The 16845-nt window shown below is 66.1% G+C and carries 22 protein-coding genes; 12 read left to right on the top strand and 10 right to left on the bottom strand.

Annotation, left to right across the window (positions count from 1 at the left end; genetic code table 11):
* Positions 1-19 precede the first annotated feature (19 nt).
* From E1J50_RS10710 to E1J50_RS10700, 3 genes are all read left to right on the top strand, one after another.
* The gene (locus tag E1J50_RS10710) at positions 20-619 is read left to right on the top strand and encodes a hypothetical protein (protein WP_132253322.1); all 600 of its coding nucleotides are present in this window, start codon (positions 20-22) and stop codon (positions 617-619) included.
* Positions 620-711: 92 nt separating this feature from the next.
* Complete coding sequence (locus E1J50_RS10705; RefSeq protein ID WP_132253319.1) at positions 712-993, top strand: hypothetical protein; 282 nt, start codon at positions 712-714, stop codon at positions 991-993.
* Positions 994-1139: 146 nt separating this feature from the next.
* Positions 1140-2237, top strand: coding sequence for a two pore domain potassium channel family protein (locus tag E1J50_RS10700; protein WP_132253316.1), 1098 nt, complete (start codon positions 1140-1142; stop codon positions 2235-2237).
* A gap of 93 nt (positions 2238-2330) precedes the next feature.
* Here E1J50_RS10700 and E1J50_RS10695 read toward each other — a convergent pair whose 3' ends face one another.
* Entirely contained in the window at positions 2331-3305 is a 975-nt protein-coding gene (locus tag E1J50_RS10695; protein WP_132253314.1) for an AraC-like ligand-binding domain-containing protein, read from the bottom strand.
* Between the two features lie 131 nt (positions 3306-3436).
* Here E1J50_RS10695 and E1J50_RS10690 point away from each other — a divergent pair, with 131 nt between their 5' ends.
* From E1J50_RS10690 to E1J50_RS10675, 4 genes are all read left to right on the top strand, one after another.
* Positions 3437-3928 (top strand): DUF6894 family protein, encoded by a 492-nt coding sequence (locus tag E1J50_RS10690; RefSeq protein ID WP_132253312.1) that lies wholly within the window; start codon positions 3437-3439, stop codon positions 3926-3928.
* A gap of 10 nt (positions 3929-3938) precedes the next feature.
* Entirely contained in the window at positions 3939-4361 is a 423-nt protein-coding gene (locus E1J50_RS10685) for a Ros/MucR family transcriptional regulator (protein ID WP_132253310.1), read from the top strand.
* A gap of 151 nt (positions 4362-4512) precedes the next feature.
* Positions 4513-4755, top strand: a complete 243-nt coding sequence (locus E1J50_RS10680) for a hypothetical protein (protein WP_132253307.1) — start codon at positions 4513-4515, stop codon at positions 4753-4755.
* Between the two features lie 39 nt (positions 4756-4794).
* Entirely contained in the window at positions 4795-5538 is a 744-nt protein-coding gene (locus tag E1J50_RS10675; RefSeq protein ID WP_165937829.1) for a Crp/Fnr family transcriptional regulator, read from the top strand.
* A gap of 292 nt (positions 5539-5830) precedes the next feature.
* Here E1J50_RS10675 and E1J50_RS10670 read toward each other — a convergent pair whose 3' ends face one another.
* From E1J50_RS10670 to E1J50_RS10645, 6 genes are all read right to left on the bottom strand, one after another.
* Positions 5831-6130, bottom strand: a complete 300-nt coding sequence (locus E1J50_RS10670; RefSeq protein WP_132253302.1) for an RNA-binding protein — start codon at positions 6128-6130, stop codon at positions 5831-5833.
* 78 nt (positions 6131-6208) lie between these two features.
* Positions 6209-6454 (bottom strand): hypothetical protein, encoded by a 246-nt coding sequence (locus E1J50_RS10665; RefSeq protein ID WP_132253299.1) that lies wholly within the window; start codon positions 6452-6454, stop codon positions 6209-6211.
* 129 nt (positions 6455-6583) lie between these two features.
* Positions 6584-7174 carry a phasin family protein gene (locus tag E1J50_RS10660; RefSeq protein ID WP_245516519.1) on the bottom strand — a complete coding sequence of 197 codons (591 nt, stop codon included), beginning with the start codon at positions 7172-7174 and terminating at the stop codon, positions 6584-6586.
* Positions 7175-7711: 537 nt separating this feature from the next.
* Positions 7712-7912 (bottom strand): hypothetical protein, encoded by a 201-nt coding sequence (locus E1J50_RS10655; RefSeq protein WP_132253296.1) that lies wholly within the window; start codon positions 7910-7912, stop codon positions 7712-7714.
* A 43-nt stretch (positions 7913-7955) separates the two neighbouring features.
* Entirely contained in the window at positions 7956-8318 is a 363-nt protein-coding gene (locus E1J50_RS28035; RefSeq protein WP_132253294.1) for a DUF6481 family protein, read from the bottom strand.
* A 101-nt stretch (positions 8319-8419) separates the two neighbouring features.
* Positions 8420-8629 (bottom strand): cold-shock protein, encoded by a 210-nt coding sequence (locus tag E1J50_RS10645; protein WP_132253292.1) that lies wholly within the window; start codon positions 8627-8629, stop codon positions 8420-8422.
* Positions 8630-9085: 456 nt separating this feature from the next.
* Between E1J50_RS10645 and E1J50_RS10640 the strand changes: the two genes are divergently transcribed.
* A complete protein-coding gene (locus E1J50_RS10640) occupies positions 9086-9436 on the top strand; it encodes an MmcQ/YjbR family DNA-binding protein (protein WP_132253290.1) in 351 nt (116 codons plus the stop codon).
* 183 nt (positions 9437-9619) lie between these two features.
* On the opposite strand, the gene E1J50_RS10635 is transcribed toward E1J50_RS10640, so the two are convergent.
* On the bottom strand, positions 9620-10045 hold the full coding sequence (locus E1J50_RS10635; RefSeq protein WP_245516518.1) for an SRPBCC domain-containing protein: 426 nt from the start codon (positions 10043-10045) through the stop codon (positions 9620-9622).
* A gap of 124 nt (positions 10046-10169) precedes the next feature.
* Between E1J50_RS10635 and E1J50_RS10630 the strand changes: the two genes are divergently transcribed.
* The 4 genes from E1J50_RS10630 to E1J50_RS10615 all read left to right on the top strand — a co-directional run bounded on the left by E1J50_RS10630 (position 10170) and on the right by E1J50_RS10615 (position 14106).
* On the top strand, positions 10170-11027 hold the full coding sequence (locus E1J50_RS10630) for a GNAT family N-acetyltransferase (RefSeq protein WP_132253369.1): 858 nt from the start codon (positions 10170-10172) through the stop codon (positions 11025-11027).
* Between the two features lie 217 nt (positions 11028-11244).
* Positions 11245-11667 (top strand): hypothetical protein, encoded by a 423-nt coding sequence (locus tag E1J50_RS10625; RefSeq protein ID WP_132253286.1) that lies wholly within the window; start codon positions 11245-11247, stop codon positions 11665-11667.
* Between the two features lie 219 nt (positions 11668-11886).
* On the top strand, positions 11887-13218 hold the full coding sequence (locus tag E1J50_RS10620; protein WP_245516517.1) for a metal-dependent hydrolase family protein: 1332 nt from the start codon (positions 11887-11889) through the stop codon (positions 13216-13218).
* Between the two features lie 600 nt (positions 13219-13818).
* Positions 13819-14106 carry a hypothetical protein gene (locus E1J50_RS10615; RefSeq protein ID WP_132253281.1) on the top strand — a complete coding sequence of 96 codons (288 nt, stop codon included), beginning with the start codon at positions 13819-13821 and terminating at the stop codon, positions 14104-14106.
* A gap of 75 nt (positions 14107-14181) precedes the next feature.
* Here the strand turns inward: E1J50_RS10615 and E1J50_RS10610 are convergent, their stop codons facing one another.
* Both E1J50_RS10610 and E1J50_RS10605 read right to left on the bottom strand, forming a co-directional pair.
* Entirely contained in the window at positions 14182-15633 is a 1452-nt protein-coding gene (locus E1J50_RS10610; protein WP_132253279.1) for a GntP family permease, read from the bottom strand.
* 3 nt (positions 15634-15636) lie between these two features.
* On the bottom strand, positions 15637-16677 hold the full coding sequence (locus E1J50_RS10605; protein WP_132253277.1) for a patatin-like phospholipase family protein: 1041 nt from the start codon (positions 16675-16677) through the stop codon (positions 15637-15639).
* Positions 16678-16845: the final 168 nt, after the last annotated feature.

Genomic DNA, 16845 nt, shown 5'->3' with positions numbered 1-16845 from the left:
AGACCCGGGGGCAGAAGACATGGCTTACTACATCTCGAACATTGCCCGGTCCAAAGGCGATCCGAAAGTCATCCACTCGGGTCCCAGTTCGCTGGGGACTGCTGACCGCATGGCCAAAGCACTCGGCTGGTTCAGCATCGGGCTCGGCATGACGGAGCTGATTGCGGCTGAGCGCATCACCCGTGCACTCGGGATGGAGGGCAAAGAAGCGCTCGTGCGAGCGTTCGGCGTCCGTGAACTCGGGCACGGCCTCTTATCCCTCTCCCCAGACAAGCACGTTGGATTGTGGAGTCGCGTCGTCGGAGACGGGCTCGACATCGCCACCCTGATGAAGGCCATGCGGCATGACAATCCGAAGCGCGACAACGTCGGGATTGCTCTTGCAGCGGTTCTGGGGGTGACGCTGCTCGACATCATCAGCGCACAGGGGGTGACCGCACGCCACAGCCGTCCCCGTGGCCGGCTACGCTCCTACCGGGATCGGACAGGGTTCCCGCAGGGCACTCAGGCGGCGCGAGGCGCAGCCAAGGACTTCCAAGTGCCTCCGGACATGCGGGCCGTGCCAACCCTCGCAGCGGTCTCCCAACGTGCACCGCAAGAGAAGGCACGGCCTCACTGACCGATCGACGATACGGCTGCGTTCGAGCCGCGTTCACGCTGCAAGGTGGCAGCTGCATCCTGCACGAACATCGCGATGCGATGGAGGAGAGCATGATCAGGGTCACAACAGTGACCCTGTTCTTTGGAACGCTCCTGACCCCCACATGCATGGCACAGCAGAGTGTAGCGCCGCCTCAAGGTCCAGCGCGATTGCGCCAGGTCGCCAGCTTCGACCGCCCAGTGACTGAGGTGCCCGTTTCGACGGAAGGGCGCATCGTCGTCAACTTTCCGCGTTGGACGGAGAATGTACCGATCTCGGTTGCCGAGGTGGCACGCGACAGCCAGATCAAGCCCTACCCGGATGACGATCAACGGCTCTCTCGTGAAAGGTGAGCGCGTCAAGCCATTCACAAACAACTGTGGCGCGTGCGCCCCGTGCAAGCGCGACTACTTCTGCGCCTGCGGACGCCAATAAGCATGCCGCCGACAAGGTTTTCGCGTGCTGACCAACGCCTGAGACTGGAAGGTTGGCTAGTCTGATGCTGCCTGTGCTCGAACGGGCGTTGGGCGCGCTCGTCATGGGCTTCGTCCTCGCCGACATCTTCCTGACGGTCCTTTACGCGCGCATCGGGACGGGCCTGATCGCGGACCGGGTCGCCCATCTCACATGGGCAATCTTCCGCCGTGCCGCCGATCAGTTCGGGCAGAAGCGGGACGTCGTGCTCTCGTTCTGCGGGCCGGTCATCCTGATCGCCTTCGTCCTGCTTTGGGCACTGGGACTGACCCTCGGGGCCGGCCTGATCATCCACCCCGCGCTCGGGACGGCCGTTCGAGCGAGCACCGGCGAGACCCCGGCTGACTTCATGACCGCCCTCTATGCCGGCGGCAGCAGCATGGCGATTGTGGGGGCCAGCGACTTCAAGCCGGTCACGGACGCCTACCGCCTCCTCTATCTGGTGAACTCGCTCGTCGGAATGTCGGCGACGTCGTTGGTCCTGACCTACGTCATGCAGGTCTACAGCGCGCTTCGGCAGCGCAACGCGCTGGGACTGAAGCTCCATCTTTTGGCGGGTGAAACCGCGGATGCGGCCGAACTCCTGGCTCGGCTGGGGCCGCAGGGGCAGTTCACGTCAGGCTACACCCACTTGGCCGACGTTGCGGGGTCCATGGCCGAGATGAAGGAGGCGCACCACTTCTATCCCGTGCTGTTCTACTTCCGCTTCCGGCAGTCCTTCTATTCGGTCTCGGCACAGACCTTCATCGCCCTCGACGCAGTGTCACTGATCCGCAGCGGGATTGCAGACCGGCAGGCAGCATGGCTGAAGGAGACCGCCGCGGTCGATGCAATCTGGCGCGTTGCCATGCTGCTCGTCGTCACGCTCGAAACGACGTTTCTGCCCGGACATCTGCCGGCCCCGGCCGAGGTGAACAGCGCCGAGAGCGAGGCATGGCGCACCCGCTTCGCAGCGGCTGTCAGGCGGCTCTCGGCAGCCGGCGTCGAGACGATGCCGGGTGAGGCAGGGGCTGAGACTTATCTCGCGCTGAGAGCACAATGGCAGCCGCATATTGCGCGACTGGCACCCGCGATGGACTACCACATCGACGAATTTGAACTGGCTGGAGAGAAGCGCCGCTGATCCGCTGCGTCGCTCCGGGACTGGTACTCCGGCCGTTTCAGGCTTCGAGAAGGGTGGTCCAAGCCTGCATGTCTGAGGCCGTGCGCTGAAGCGCTAACCTTGCAGGTCCTGGGAAGTAGCCACCTGCGCGCCACGCCGGAACTCGCTGGGCAGCATCCCGAACAAGGCTCTGAATCGACGTCCGAAGTGGCTCATGTCCGAGAACCCCCAGCCATACGCGATCTCGCTCACCGTCCGGTGCGCCTGCGCCGGATCTGCGAGCGCTTGGCGGCAACGCTCCAGACGCCGCGTCTGAAGGAGTTGCATGATCGACGTACCGTCATCCGCCAGCACGGCGTTGGCGTAGCGGACGCTGACGCCCGCTGCTTGTGCGGCGGCGGCAACCCCGAAGCTTCGATCGCAGAGGTTCGCCTCGACCGCCGAGCGCACCCTCGTGCGGACCAGCGAGCGCGCCGAGGAGCCCTGCGCCGCACCCCCACCGGGTGCCCGGCTGAACGAGAGGGCGATGAGGTCCAGAATGTGCGGCTCGACGCATTCCCCTACCGCCGCGCTGAGGCCGTTCGCGTGGAAGGGTAGCAGGCTGAGATACGCGGACGTTAACCGGCCTTCGGCATTCGCCGGGAGGGCCCGCGCCGTCAACTCGCGCGCCCTCCCGACGCGGCCTTCCAAAGCGTTGCGCGCGACCTTGAACACAAGCAGTTCGGAGCCGCCCGAGAAATGGGCCGCGTAGGGAACAGCAGGGTCGAGCAACGTGACATCACCGGGCTCTAGCCCGACCTGATGGCCGTCCTGATCCAGCACCAATCGTCCGCTGAACTGACGGCAGACGAAGATCTCGTCGGTGGCGCCGCGCGCGATATGCCGCCTCGTGCGCGAGACGATCATGTCCGAGCTCTTGAAAAAGGCGACACCGTTTGTGCCGATCGCGCCGACGTGAAGCTCCGCCTGGAATGATTTGCGGCAGGCCGGCTTGGCGTCGTGGTCGACGATGCCTTGCCGAGCGATGTCATGCCAATGGGCGAACCGATCGCGCACATGAATTCGGTCGGTCGTGAAGATGGTCCGCATTTTAGTCTCCCATCAGCCCTGGCAGTCGATGGTTTGTGCCGGCTCAGTCGATCCCGTTGCGTCGTGAGCATCATATAAGCCCTGCAGTTGAACCGCGGGTGCATACCGCCTCGCAACCGGACGAAGGCCCCGTGCCACGCTTTTTCTTCGACATCGACGATGGCGAAAGGATCCGGGATACCGAGGGATATGAGCTTCCCGACTTGAACGCGGTCCGTGCGCTTGCGCATCGGGCGGCCGGTGAACTGGTCGCACACGAGCTACAAAAGACAGGTGCGAGCCGGGTCCGTGTGGACGTTCGGGATGAAAATGGGGAGCGCATCCTCAGCGCTCTCGGTCATGGCGCAGTGGTGATTGCGGCACCGGCTGACGCGCTGGATGGCATTGGGGCAGGTGGTGAAGGCGGTGCTCCGAGCCCCCTGGATCGGACAACCCGGCCTACCATCGGGTCTCGTCTGGCCAGCGATGAAGACGGGAGAGCATCGCTGCGTCATCTCGTGAGCATGCTGTTGGACGAGATCAGGCGCAGGGTCGCGCGGAGTCTTGGCGCCGCTCAGCACAAGAAGATGAAAGTCAAAAAAGAGGAAGATCGTGTTTCAAAATTCCCACCTTCGGAACGCTGATCTCATTGAAATGACCGGCGAGATCGTGTCGGCCTATGTAACGCGCAACCATGTGTCCGCAGCAGAAATTCCGCCTTTGTTGAGCAGCGTCCAGGCGGCGTTGACGGGCCTCGCCAGCGGGGCTGCGCCGACCGTTGCGAAACAGGAGGAGAAGCCGACACCTTCGCAGGTGCGCAGGTCGATCACCCCGGACGCGCTGATCTCGTTCATCGACGGCAAGCCCTACAAGACGCTCAAGCGCCACCTCGCGATGCATGGGCTCGATCCCTACAGCTACCGCCAGCGCTACGGCCTGCCGAGCGACTACCCGATGGTCGCGGCCGCTTACGCCGAGCAACGCTCTGAAATTGCCAAGGCGAGCGGCCTGGGGCGCCCGGGCAGGATGGCGGAGGCCGAGCGAGCAAGCAGCGGCGGAAGCCGGAAGGAACGGTGAGGCTCGGCACACGCGCCACACCTCAAGGTTTCTCGCGATGCGCTCGGCAACTGCGATCAGGGCGATGTGACGGCCAGCGCGAGAGGCGGGAGCGGAAGGTCGGTTTCCGCGCAAGGCCGTCGCTCATGAGGGAGTGGCCGGGCGAGTTCGGATGTTTCGCCTGATGTTCGCCGCGGTCCTGGGCGGTGTGGGGACCATCACCCTGCTCTGGCCCCTGGGCGAATGCATCGCGCTTCTCTGCGTGCCGCTCGGCGGCAGCATCTCGGCCATCGGGGCGACCGCCTCTTCGGTCACCCAGCCGCAGGAGGGCGAACAGAACGCCGAGACCGCCCCGGAAAGCCGGCGGAAGCCGGCTCGCTCAACGGCAGAGACGCCTCGGGCACGGGCGGAATGAAGAACAATGCACTCCACGCGCGTCGAGGGAGGTCGTGCCTTGGCTAACGCCTTCATCCGCCGCCTCGAACAGGCTGGCACGCTGGCAGACCTTGAGCAGAAAGTGCTGCTGTCACTCGAGTTCGGCACGCAAGAGCTGGCAGCCCATCAGGCCATCATCGGCCAGCAGGCTGAGCCTGTCCTTTGTCTGATGATGCGCGGCCTCGCCTGCCGGTACGCAACACTGCCGGACGGCACACGGCGGATTGCCGCTTTCCTCATCCCCGGAGATCTCTTCGGACCGCCGGCGGGCTTCCCCTCCGAACTGGCCTGGCGCGTCGGCACCCTTACCAGATGCAGCGTTGCCGAACTGCCTCGACCAGATCTGTGCATGCTGAGCAGCTATCCCGGCATCAAACGCGCCCTTCGGTGGCTGATGCGGGACGAGCTCAACCGCGCCCGCGCATGGCTCTTGAACGACAGCCAGGCGTCCCTGCAACGCGTGGCCCACCTCCTGTGTGAGTTGCAGGCCCGCCTTGAGGCGGTCGGGCTCGCAGGACAAGACGGATGTGAGTTGAGCCTGTCTCAGGCGGATCTGGCTGACGCCGCGGCAACCTCCCATGTGCACATCAGCCGGATCCTGCAGACCCTCTGCGGTCACCAGCTCGTGTCTCTGGGACGCCAGAAGTTGACCATCACAGATGTGAGGCGACTGCGTGATCTGGCAGGGTTCGATCCTGGCTATCTCGCCGCTCGAAGGGCTGAGTTCGAGCCTGACGATCTGCTCGTCAGCGGCTTGACCTGACCGATATTTTGGACCGGTCCAATTGGGAGGCGACTGCACGGTCGTGACCATGAACAGCCGGAAGGCCAGGTCGCGTCGCGGAGATCGCGGCCCACGTACGGCAGCCTTCCGTCGGGCACCGGGCGCCGTCAATTCGTCCGACGATGAGTTCCGGTTGCGACCGGACCGGTAGTCCAGCGAAGGCTGGATGCCCCGGATGCAGCTGTCGAAGCGTGCAATGCGTCCGGGCAATCCGGCCTCGTCGACGAGCAGTCGTCGCTTGGGCGGAGCCCCAGACCGGCAGCAGACGCAGTCAGGAATTGTAGGTGACGAGCGAGGTCACCAACGCGCCGTGCTCGCGGAGCAGCGCCTGCGCCTCCGCATCACTCGCTGGGGCTCGACTGGGAGCGGAGGGCGGGATTTCGTAGACGTCGTAATGCGCGGAATCGCTGTCGGGCTTGACGTAGCCGAAGCCGCGCGGAGCGCGGCCGGCGTGGCGGTCGAACAGGCAGACTGCGTCTGCCGGCGAGACCACGTTCCCGGCCGAGCCGAAACGGGCCGTGTCGCCGTAGACGCGGTCTGTACCTCTCTCAATCGCAACGAAGCGTGCCATACCGATCCTTCTCTATCCTCTGAGGGAGCTCCCGTGCGGGAGGGCAGGCAGGAGCCGCTGCCCCCGCCGGAGCCGGGGTCAGGCGGCCGTCAACCGCTTGGTGTTCGCGGCGACATGCTCGCGGTAGCGCGCCACCACCGTCTCGCAGGAGCCGCCCGTCATCAGCGTACCGGATGCTTCGATGAAGGCGCTGACCTTCTCGCTCACCATCTGCTGGGCTTCGACACAGCCCTCCGAGCCGCCCCAGGCGAGTTTCACGAGCCGAAGCTCAACGACCTTCTGGGCCTCGAGGGCCAACAGGGCGACGGCAAAAGGGTTGTACATGCAGGCTCCGCGTTGCGCGGTTCCGGAGACACGCGCCTGAGAAAAAGAGAAGGGGCGGCCGAAGCGACCGCCCCTCTGACAGGGAGTGAACGCCGGACACTTGCCCGGGGTTCAGATGCTTTTCTCGCCTCAGCGAACCAGCGTCGGAGCCTGCGCGACGCTGGCGAAAGCCTTGCTGGCCTCCTCGACGGCGCGGGCGGAGGTCTCGGTGATCGCCCGGCTGTCCTGAACGATGTGCTGCAGGTTCTCGCGCGCCAACTCGCTCTGGATCGCGGCGAATTCCTGGACCGACTTGGCACGGGTCAGCTTGTTCAGCCCCTCGAGGTTGCGCTGCCACTGGCTCTGCGCCAGACCGAACCAGCTGCGCGAGGCATCCTGGAAGGCTTGGGTCAGCACCGTGCCGCAGCGCGCGACCGCTTCCAGGTTCTGCTTCGACTGGCGGGCCAGACGCTCGCTGTCCTCGCCCGTGAAGCCCAGCGTCTTCGTGAAGCGCTCCGCGACCTCACGCGCCTGCTGCGAGGCCGTCTCGACACTCCGCTGCACGATCTGCTTGGTATTCTGAGCGGCCTGCTCCTGCAGATTGGCCAGCTTGTTCACGCCGTCGCGTGCCGCATCGGCGAATTGCCGGCCCTGCTCAGCGGTCTGGTCGACATTCGCCTTCGCAGCGTCCGCGGCTTGGCCGGTTTGCTCGGCCTGCTTGCCCTGATTGATCGCCATCATCGCTCCTTCGGCTAAAAGTTATGTATTCATAGCGACTGCAATAAGATTATAAGCACATATGCTTTGCTGACGAAGCATAGCAATGCTCTTACCGCACTGCACCTAAGTCACATTTTGGGGCTCTCGTTCAAGCCCGATCAATGCTTTTTGATCCGTATTAATTTCCAGCGTATTGCGTCAAATGTTATAGCCTTCCGCAAGCTTCTGACCGCATTGCACAATATCGACGCGGTTTTGGAAGGACGGAGCGGAGGGATGCGGCCGGTGCCTGCACCGATGCTGCAGCCGGTCGTGCCGCATGGGGCCGCGCCAGCAGAAGGCAGCGAGAATGCTGTCCGCGTTGCTGCCTGTGTCGTGGTCCCGGTCAGGGGGTCACGCGCACGACCTTCGTCATTTGGACGGCAGCGATCTCCTCGACGGCTGGCAAGCAGCGCAGTGCCTCGCGTCGTGCGTCCCGCCACACGCCGGTCGCAGCGTCCCACCAGCGGCTGTCACCCAGTGAACGGCACGATGCCGGTGCGCTCTCCTGGTTCTTGCTCAGGAGACGAGGGTGAGTTCGCCTTCGAGCACAGCGCGCTCGCCAGTGGCTGATTTGACCCGGTACGCCGGCTCGCCCGTCCGCTCTTCCGGCATGAGCCGAATGATCTCGAAGGTGCTGCTCGTCGCGCTCCCGCTATCTGCGGAACCGAACCGCCGAGCCTGACGCACCCGCTGGCCGATCTTGAACTTGTGAGACATCTTCAAACCTCCTGAATGGGCCACTCAACGAAACGTGGCCGCTCTAACGTCGCGCTCTGGCCTTGCGGGCCGCAAAGCGCGCATCGCGTGCCGCCTTCTGCTCGGCAGCGAGCGCGGCTTGCCGCTCCGCCTTCTCGGCAGCCTGACGGGCATGCTGAGCGTCCTGCCGCTCCCGTTCAGCAAACTCCTCAGCCGCGCGCTGAACCTCGGCAGCGAGACGCGCAGCCTCCCGCTCGTTGAGCCGAACCTCCCGGGCCTGGATGACAGCTCGACGCGCCGACTGCCGCGCCAGAACGATCGGGTCATCGGCGGAGGGGCGGGCCCGGAATCGGGCGACCGTGGCCTGCCGCGCCTTCGAAGCGGCGACGAGACGATCAACGAGCTGGTTGGCTGTGAACTGACCCACGTACGATCCTTATGCGCATCGCGGCGGGGCGCAGATGGCGAGAAACAGAAGAAGCCGCCCCGAAGGGAGCGGCTTCACAGCATGTCGTAGGGGAGTTGGGCTCACGCAGCCTTCAGGTTGCCGGCCGCCTGCTTCCCTGAGCGACGGTCCGTCTCCATCTCGTAGGAGACCTTCTGGCCTTCGACGAGGCTCTGCATGCCGGAGCGCTCGATGGCCGAGATGTGAACGAACACATCCTTGCTGCCATCCTCGGGCTGGATGAAGCCGAAGCCCTTGGTCTCGTTGAACCACTTCACAGTACCGGTATTCATAGGTATTTCCGTGTATCGAGTCAGCAAAAAGATAGGACAAGCGCATGCAAGCACGCGCTCAGTCGATCGTCGTCGAAAAAGGGGAGAAATGCAGAACGCGCGCCCATCGGGACGGCACGGCCGGATATCTGGCCGAAGTTCGATGTTTATGATGTAGGCCGTGATGCGGAAATTTACAAGCCGGCCGATGTATTTTTGGCAAAACGCACACAAACATTCTCTGTCCGTCGGCGTGGAACGCTGCCTTCTTCTTGCGTTTCACCTCTGCTCAGAGCTTGGGATCGAGAGGGCTCATTCCAGAAACGCGCCGCACGATCATTCACATCCCTTGAAAGGGTCCGCCCCTTGATGTGGCTCTCAAGCCCGAGAAGGTCGTTGCCCCACGGCAGCAGGCCGGCGTTCCGGTCGATGCAGGTCACAGCGTAGCGGTGGCGATCCTGGCGAGGAGATTGTCGGATGACCTGGGACGACGTCGTGGCGCTCGGCCGGGAATTGCCGGAGGTGGAAGTCTCGACCTCCTATGGCACGCCTGCCCTCAAAGTCCGGGGCAAGCTTCTGACGCGCCTGCGCCCGGAAGACGATAGCTTGGTGCTGCCTGAAGTGCCGGCGGAGGAGTGCGAGATGCTGATCGACGCCGATCCGGACACCTTCCACACGACGCCGCACTACGACGGCTACGCGATCGTGCTGGCGCGGCTGGGCACCCTGGACGCGGCACGGCTGATGCCGTTCCTGGAGCGCCGGTGGCGCGCGATCGCGCCGAAACGACTGGCGGCCAGCTTCGTCGCGCGAGGTGCGCGCGGCTAGCGCACGGCCTCGATGCCGATCATCGACAGATGAACCTCCCGCGGCACTCCGGTGTCGACGCTCGCAGGGGAACGGCCCGTACAGCCCAGCCTTCGCCCATAGGATGGTCGAAGCGCTCGTTCGGGCCGCCCGGAAACCGTCGGTGGATCGTGCTGAACCTCGGCGCCGCTCCGCCAGGAGCCTTCACGCCTTGGCGTCCAGGGCGACGATGAGCGCGTCCAACTGCTCGAATTGCTCGCCCCACCCGCTTGTGCTGCCGGAGGCCATGGCGTCGTCGAGCGCTTCCTTCGAGGAATAGTGCTCGTGCACGACGACACGTGTCGCGACGTTCGTCTCCTCGAAGGTCACCGTGGTGATTGCCCCACCCTCACCCCCTTCGTCATTGGTCCAGACGAGGCGCGAATGTGGCGTCACCTCGATGTATCGACCGAAGAACGCCATCGGCTGCTCGGAGGACGAATGGCCCATCAACAGACGGTATGCGCCGCCCGTGCGAATATCGGCCTCGTAGGAGAGCAGGGAGAGGCCGAACGATTGGGGTACCCACCAGCGCTGGAACAGCTCCGGCTTGGACCATGCTTCGAAGCACTGGCGCTGCGCAAAAGCCATCCCGCATGCGGCCATCTCCCGCCCGCCCCTCCCCGCAGAGCGCCGCATCGAACCAACTGGGAATGCGCTCTTGCGTGAAGCCCCTGACGCATGGATCGTTCGGTGCGGGCAGACGGGGCTGCACATGACACACGATGCCCCCGATGGGCTGACGATCCGGGTCATGACCCGGCATGACTTGGATCGAGCCATCGACTGGGCTGCAGGAGAGGGCTGGAACCCAGGCCTGAAGGATGCCGGCTGCTTCCGGGCTGCCGACCCGACCGGTTTTCTGGTCGGCGATCTTCGGAACGAGCCCGTCGCTGCCATCTCCGCAATCCGCTACGGCGATACCTTCGGCTTTCTAGGGCTCTACATCGTTCGATCGGACCTGCGCGGGCGCGGCCTCGGCGTCCCCCTTTGGCAGGCCGGCATGGCCTATCTCGAGGACCGCGTCGTCGGACTCGACGGCGTCGTCGCGCAGCAGGCGAATTACACGCGATCCGGTTTCGTCCTCGCCCATCGCAACGTGCGCTTCGGCGGCATGCCTCAGGTCGAAGCGCCACGGGATGAGCGATTGCGGATCGTCGGCCCGGGCCTGATCGAGGCTGTCCTGGCCTACGACCGGCCGTTCTTTCCCGCCCCGCGCGAGGCCTTCCTGCGCTGCTGGCTGACGCCGGATACGCGAACCGCTATCGCCTTCGTCGAGGACGGAACGATCAAGGGCTACGGCGTCATTCGAGCCTGCCGAAACGGGCACAAGATCGGACCCCTATTCGCCCATGGAAGACGCGAGGCCGAAGCGCTCTTCCAGGCGCTCGCAGCCCGCGCTGCGGGTCAGCCCGTCTTCCTCGACCTACCCGAGGCGAACCGGGCCGCGATCGGACTGGCAGCCGATCATGGTCTATCCCCGGTGTTCGAGACCGCTCGCATGTACCGCGGCACGAGGCCCGACCTCCCTCTTGCCCAGACCTACGGGATAGGAACCTTCGAGCTGGGATAGCTGCGCACCTGGCCCCTTGCTCAAACAAGGGTCGCGAGCCAAGTCGCGTCGTCGAGACGGGGGATTTCCCCGCATTTGCGGGAGCGCGGCCCTTCCCTCGTCGGTCCGAGAAGCGGTCATTCGTGGAAGAGTGAGACCGCTCTCTGTGGGGACGCCTCCAGCGATCCCACCTCTCAGCCCCGTCGCCTGAGAAGCGTGGTCGCCAGGATCAAGTCCCGTGCCGGCGCGACGCATCCTGCCGCCACTCAGCCGCGCGAACACCCGTCGCGCGGCCGATTTTGCCCGACGACAGGCGCTCTTGCCCGAAATGTTCGAGGTGAGTGCTCGCCTGCAGGCGGTGGCGCAGATGCGCGATACCGTCACCGGCGCCCGCATCACGATGGTGACCGAAGGGGCTTCCTTCAGGGCCGCCCTCGGTTGGGTGAGGCGCGCCGGTGTCGATGCCTTCAGGGCATCCTCCCTTCGATCCGGCAGCCGCCCGTCCGAGGAGGCGAGCTGGGTGTTCCTCGATCATCTCGACCTGCCAGGGTGGCGGCAACGCAGGCGCGATCTGTCGATCGGTGGTCCGACACCGCCTCCAGACGTCGGCGCCGTGGGTCGGGTTCCGCTCACTTCGAGGCGGCCGCTTGACGTCGCCTGATCGTCCGTCCTGGATGACGTGTCCTGCGGCGCGACCGCTCCTCCGTCATCGCGGCGCCGGGCACCCCGGGCAGAGCGCGAGGTCGACATGCTGTCATGCACGTCGGGCGACGAGGTTCTTCCAGGCCGCCCCATCGGCTGCCTCTGCCACCGGCCGGAGTTCCGGTCCCTCGCACGGCGGATCGGCACGGGCATGTCGCGTCGCGGCTTCGTGACCGGCATGGGCGCCATGCTCTCGGCGGCCGGCCTGTCCGGACCCGGCTTCGCACAGCCGGCACCGGCACGGCCGCAACCGCCGACCCTGTTCACGAATGCACGCGTGTTCGATGGCCGCTCGGACACGCTGCGGGACGGTCTCCAAGTCCTCGTCGAGGACGGCCGGATCAGGGCCCTGGCAAGCGGCAACCACCCTGCCCCGGACGGTGCACGCGTGATCGATTGCGGCAATCGGGTGCTCATGCCCGGCCTGATCGATGCCCATTGGCACTGCCTGTTCGCTGGCCTGCCGCTGGCAGCCGCGCTGACGGCGGACCTCGGCTACGTCTTCCTCGCCGCCGCAGCGGAAGCGCGGCGCACCTTGATGCGGGGCTTCACCACCGTCCGGGACCTCGGCGGTCCCGCCTTCCCGCTGCAGCAGGCGATCGACCAGGGCCTCGCGACGGGGCCGCGGATCTATCCGTCAGGCGCCATGCTGACCACGACCGGTGGGCACGGCGACATGCGGCCGTTGTCCGACCTGCCGAGGAGCCCCGGCGGGCCGGTGAGCGCGCTGGAAAGCACCGGTGCCGCCGCGGTTGCCGATGCCGCCGCCGAGTTGCGGCTTCGCGTGCGCGAGCAACTCCTGCAGGGTGCCTCGCAGATCAAGGTCGTGGGCGGCGGCGGCGTCTCGACTCCGCGCAGCCCGCTGGACATGACGACGTTCGGCCTGGACGAGTTGCGCGCGGCGGTCGCGGTTGCCGAGGATTGGAACACCTACGTGACCGTGCACGCCTACACGCCGCGGACCGTCCAGCGGGCCATCGCGGCCGGCGCGCGCTGCATCGAACACGCCCACCTGATGGATGAGGCGACCGCCGCGCTCATGGCGGAGAAGGATGTCTGGCTGAGCATCCAGCCCTTTCTCGGGGAGGAGGACTCGATCCCGCTGACCGGCCCGAGTCGAGACAAGATGCGGGAGGTCTTCGCCGGCACGGACAACGCGTATCGGCTGGCGAGGAAGCACGGCATTCGAACGGCGTTCGGGTCGGATCTCCTGTTCTCCGACACGCTGAGCGCGCGCCAGGGGACCATGTTGACCCATCTGACCCGCTGGTACGGCAATGCCGAGATCCTGCGCATGGCGACCAGCGGCAACGCCGGACTCCTCGCCTTGTCCGGTCCGCGCAACCCCTACCCCGGCAAGCTCGGGGTGGTCGAGGACGGCGCGCTCGCCGATCTGCTGCTCGTGGACGGCGATCCCACCACAGACATCACGCTCCTGGCAGACCCTGGCAAGAACGTCCTCATGATCATGAAGGCCGGCATTCCCTATAAGGACAGCCTCGGATCGTAGTGGCTCTGCTTTGGAAACCGATTTCCCTTCCCGGAGCCCGTTCAGGGGGCGCGGCGTGACGATCATCGATCGACGCCTCGGCGCGATCGAGGGCGAGCGCTCCCGCACGAAGAGGCGGTCGAGGCTGTCCCTCGCGGGCGAACTGCGCGCGGAGGTCTGCCTCCCGCGGTAGCGCCGCTGAGGGCGAGGAGGATCGCAAGCGCTCCGATCGGAGCTTTCATCTCCGCCTCCCTCGTCGCCCCGGCCTCATGACAGGCGCGGGGCCGGCAGGGATTTCGCTCGACATTGTGGGCGAACCTTGCAAGTTGGGAGCAATAGATCAGTGCGGTTCTGATCACATACCGGCCCAATCCTGCCGCTCTGTAATGGTACAGTGTGTTCTCTTGCGCTCAAGTGCGCCCGCTTCATCTTGACGGCACCCCGGCACAGGCGCAGGGTTTGGCCGCAAATCGCCCCGAGAGGCGCATCCTTCGCGCCTGACGCAACCCTCGAATTCTGACAGGCGGCGGATCGGGGTGGGTTTCATCGGTCCTGAAGCGCGTGTTGCTCGCGCTTTCGAGAAGGTCAGGCAGGCCCCGATCCGAAGCAAGGGAGTTCTCCATGACAGAACTCGATCGCCGCGCGGTGCTCCAGGGAATGTCGTCCGGAATCCTCTCTGCCCTCGCTGCATCTGTCGGCTTGGTTGCCATGCCGAAGGCCACGGAGGCCATGGTGTTGTCACCCGGCACGTCCGATCTCGCCGCCGCGGATCGAGCGATCCCCGACAATCTCGTCGAGGAGGCCCAGGTCGTGGTCGTGCATCCTCGCCGTCGTCGCCGCAGCCGCCGACGCCGCCGCCGGGTTTGTTGGTGGCGCCGTGGACGCCGAGTGTGCGAGTGGCGCTGGTAGACAGGCCGCCGTTCCCCGGCGTCGAGGTGTTGATCTGAGGCGGCCTGCGCAACGGCATCCGCGTGATGGCGCCCCTCAAAACGAGCCGAACATCGAGCCGAGCAGGATCACTACCAGCAGCGCGGCGATCGGACCGGCGATGCCGACCACGACGATGTCGCGATAGCTGTCGCGATGGGTCGCGCCGCAGACCGAGAGCAGGCTGATCACGGCGCCGTTGTGCGGCAGACTGTCGAGGGTTCCGGCCCCGATGACCGCGACGCGATGAAGAAGGTCGGGGCTCAGCCCGATCGCCGTCGCCCGTTCGAGATATGTCGGGCCCAGGGTGTCGAGCGCGATGGTGAGGCCGCCGGAGGCCGAGCCGGTCAGGGCCGACAGCACGTTGGTCGACGCCGCCAGCGAGACCAGAGGACCGCCGCCGATCCCGAGCACGGCGTCGCGGACGACAGCGAACGCGGGCATCGCCGCCACGACCGCGCCGAACCCGACGAGGCTCGCCACGCTGAGAACCGGGAGCACCGACGCGTTGGCGCCGGCATCCATCGTCTCGCGCAAGCTCGGCAACCGGGTCCGGTTGAGCGCGACAACGGCGGCGCAGGCGCTGGCGAGGGCCACGGCCACCGACCACACGCCCGCAACCGCCGCGAAGGAGGTGCCGCCCCAGCTGGCATCGCCGAGATAGGAGAAATCCATGCGCGGCAGCACGATCAGGGACAGCGTGAGGTTGACCAGGATCACCAGGGCAAGGGGCAACGCTGCGATGAGGACGTGAGGCTCGGAAGCAGGCCGGCCATGGCCGATCTCGGCCGGGTCGAACTCACGGGCGACGATGGCCCGCTCGCGCAACGTGTCGTCGGCGGCAAGCTCCCGTGCGGAGGCGAGCGTACCCGCGCCGAAGGCTTCACCGGCTCGGCGGGCCACGCTCTCTTCTCGCATCAGCCACCAGAGTCCGAAGACCAGCATGACGGCCGAGGCGATCAGCCCCAGGCCGGGAGCGGCAAAGGGCGTCGTGCCGAAGAACGGCATCGGGATCGCGTTCTGGATCGACGGCGTCCCGGGCATCGCCGACATCGTGAAGGTCGACGTGCCGAGGACGATCGCTGCCGGCATCAGGCGCCGTGGAATGCCGGACGCCTGGAACATCGTCTGCGCCATCGGCGCCAGCACGAAAAACGCGACGAAGAGGCTGACCCCGCCATAGGTGACGAGCGCTCCAGCCAGGATCACGGCGAGCATCGTGCGACTCGGCCCCAACCCAGCGGTGATCGCGTTCGCTACGGCCGTCACCGAGCCGCTATCCTCCATCAGCTTCCCGAACAGGGCGCCGAGAAGGAAGAGCGGGACGTATTGCCCGACGAAGCGGGCGGCCGCGCCCATGAAGGTCTGCGTCCAGTGCGCGAGCAGCGGCTCTCCCGCGAAGAGCGCCGCGACGAGCGAGGCCGCCGGCGCGAGGAGCAGGATGCTCCATCCGCGATACGCCAGGCCCACCAGCAGCCCGAGACCGACCAGGATGCCGAGCAGCCCCATCGATCAGATCCCGTGGAGAAAGCCATCGAGGTCGAGAGACGAGCGCCGGCCGAGGTCGACGTGATGACGGCCCAGGAAATCGGCGGCTGCCCGTCGCCCCTCGTCGCGAAGCAGGACGAGAAACGGCCATTCGGCATTGAGCTTGGATGAGGAGCCGAGCTCCAGCATCATCGCGCTGGAGATCCGGTGGATGCGCATCCGCGCCCATCGCGCGCCTTCGTCGTCGCTCGGGCTGGCCACGTGCTTGAGCAGCGCCATCATCCTGAGTTCCTTCATCAGGACGGCGTTGAACGACACCTCGTTGAGGCGGTTGGTAATCTCCCGGGCCGAGGTTGGCGGTCCCGGCCGATCGATCGGATTGATCTGAACCAGGATCGTGTCCTGGGAGTCGCAATCGCGGATGAGCGGCGTCATCGTGGGGTTGCCGGCATAACCTCCGTCCCAGTAGGCGTCGCCGTCGATCACGACCGCTTGGAACAGCGTCGGCAGGCAGGCGGAGGCCAGCAGCACGTCGGGAGTGAGGTCGGCGTTGCGGAACACGCGTCCTCGGCCGCTCTGGACGTTCGTCGCGGTGACGAACAGCTTGATCGGGCTGCGGGTCAGGCCTTCGAAATCGATCGTGTCCGCGAGGATCGCGCGAAGCGGATTGGCGCCGGCCGGATTGAGATCGTACGGCGAGACGACGCGCGCCATCATGTCCATGGCGGCGAAGAGCGGCGAATGGTCGAGGCTCCAGCGCCCCAGCAGGACGTCCAACGGGCCGCGGCGGAACGGGCTGAACCTCGCGGCATCGGAGACCTGTCGCCAGAAGTTTTCAAGCGCGGCCTTCGCTCCGGCCGGCCCGTCCTTCCCGTAGCCATGAGCCAGGACCGCGGCGTTCATGGCTCCGGCCGAGGTGCCGGAGATCGCTTCGATCTCCAACCGGCGCTCGTCGAGCAAGCGATCGAGAACGCCCCAGGTGAAGGCGCCGTGCGCGCCCCCGCCCTGCAGCGCAAGGTCGATGAGGAGCGGGTCGGAATCCTGCCGGGCGGGGGCGGGAGCCATGCGTGCCTCCGATACGGGGCCGGTACGCGGTTCGGGCCAACCGAGTTCGAGCGCAGGTGCCGGCTTCGTCAGCCGTCGCGCCTGGCCTGTGCGTCCTTGCCCGCCTGCGACGCGCGACCGATCTCGCCTGGCTCGATCGTGACCGTCCGCCGATCGCTCCCGACCGGC

Origin of the sequence: Methylobacterium segetis, assembly GCF_004348265.1 — a bacterium.
Taxonomy (GTDB): Bacteria; Pseudomonadota; Alphaproteobacteria; order Rhizobiales; family Beijerinckiaceae; genus Methylobacterium; species Methylobacterium segetis.
The sequence above is the reverse complement of the archived record's forward strand: the minus strand, read 5'-3'. Positions and strand labels throughout refer to the sequence as shown.

What these genes read in the sequence shown, in the direction of transcription:
- E1J50_RS10680 (WP_132253307.1), top strand. Translation starts at nt 4,513, where the DNA reads ATGTTTCGCCTGATGTTCGCCGCGGTCCTGGGCGGTGTGGGGACCATC.
- E1J50_RS10610 (WP_132253279.1), bottom strand. Translation starts at nt 15,633, where the DNA reads ATGGGGCTGCTCGGCATCCTGGTCGGTCTCGGGCTGCTGGTGGGCCTG.
- E1J50_RS10655 (WP_132253296.1), bottom strand. Translation starts at nt 7,912, where the DNA reads ATGTCTCACAAGTTCAAGATCGGCCAGCGGGTGCGTCAGGCTCGGCGG.
- E1J50_RS10710 (WP_132253322.1), top strand. Translation starts at nt 20, where the DNA reads ATGGCTTACTACATCTCGAACATTGCCCGGTCCAAAGGCGATCCGAAA.
- E1J50_RS10700 (WP_132253316.1), top strand. Translation starts at nt 1,140, where the DNA reads ATGCTGCCTGTGCTCGAACGGGCGTTGGGCGCGCTCGTCATGGGCTTC.
- E1J50_RS10660 (WP_245516519.1), bottom strand. Translation starts at nt 7,174, where the DNA reads ATGATGGCGATCAATCAGGGCAAGCAGGCCGAGCAAACCGGCCAAGCC.
- E1J50_RS10695 (WP_132253314.1), bottom strand. Translation starts at nt 3,305, where the DNA reads ATGCGGACCATCTTCACGACCGACCGAATTCATGTGCGCGATCGGTTC.
- E1J50_RS10665 (WP_132253299.1), bottom strand. Translation starts at nt 6,454, where the DNA reads ATGTACAACCCTTTTGCCGTCGCCCTGTTGGCCCTCGAGGCCCAGAAG.
- E1J50_RS10605 (WP_132253277.1), bottom strand. Translation starts at nt 16,677, where the DNA reads ATGGCTCCCGCCCCCGCCCGGCAGGATTCCGACCCGCTCCTCATCGAC.
- E1J50_RS10635 (WP_245516518.1), bottom strand. Translation starts at nt 10,045, where the DNA reads ATGGCTTTTGCGCAGCGCCAGTGCTTCGAAGCATGGTCCAAGCCGGAG.
- E1J50_RS10685 (WP_132253310.1), top strand. Translation starts at nt 3,939, where the DNA reads ATGACCGGCGAGATCGTGTCGGCCTATGTAACGCGCAACCATGTGTCC.
- E1J50_RS10615 (WP_132253281.1), top strand. Translation starts at nt 13,819, where the DNA reads ATGACAGAACTCGATCGCCGCGCGGTGCTCCAGGGAATGTCGTCCGGA.
- E1J50_RS10645 (WP_132253292.1), bottom strand. Translation starts at nt 8,629, where the DNA reads ATGAATACCGGTACTGTGAAGTGGTTCAACGAGACCAAGGGCTTCGGC.
- E1J50_RS10705 (WP_132253319.1), top strand. Translation starts at nt 712, where the DNA reads ATGATCAGGGTCACAACAGTGACCCTGTTCTTTGGAACGCTCCTGACC.
- E1J50_RS10630 (WP_132253369.1), top strand. Translation starts at nt 10,170, where the DNA reads ATGACACACGATGCCCCCGATGGGCTGACGATCCGGGTCATGACCCGG.
- E1J50_RS10670 (WP_132253302.1), bottom strand. Translation starts at nt 6,130, where the DNA reads ATGGCACGCTTCGTTGCGATTGAGAGAGGTACAGACCGCGTCTACGGC.
- E1J50_RS10640 (WP_132253290.1), top strand. Translation starts at nt 9,086, where the DNA reads ATGACCTGGGACGACGTCGTGGCGCTCGGCCGGGAATTGCCGGAGGTG.
- E1J50_RS10620 (WP_245516517.1), top strand. Translation starts at nt 11,887, where the DNA reads ATGGGCGCCATGCTCTCGGCGGCCGGCCTGTCCGGACCCGGCTTCGCA.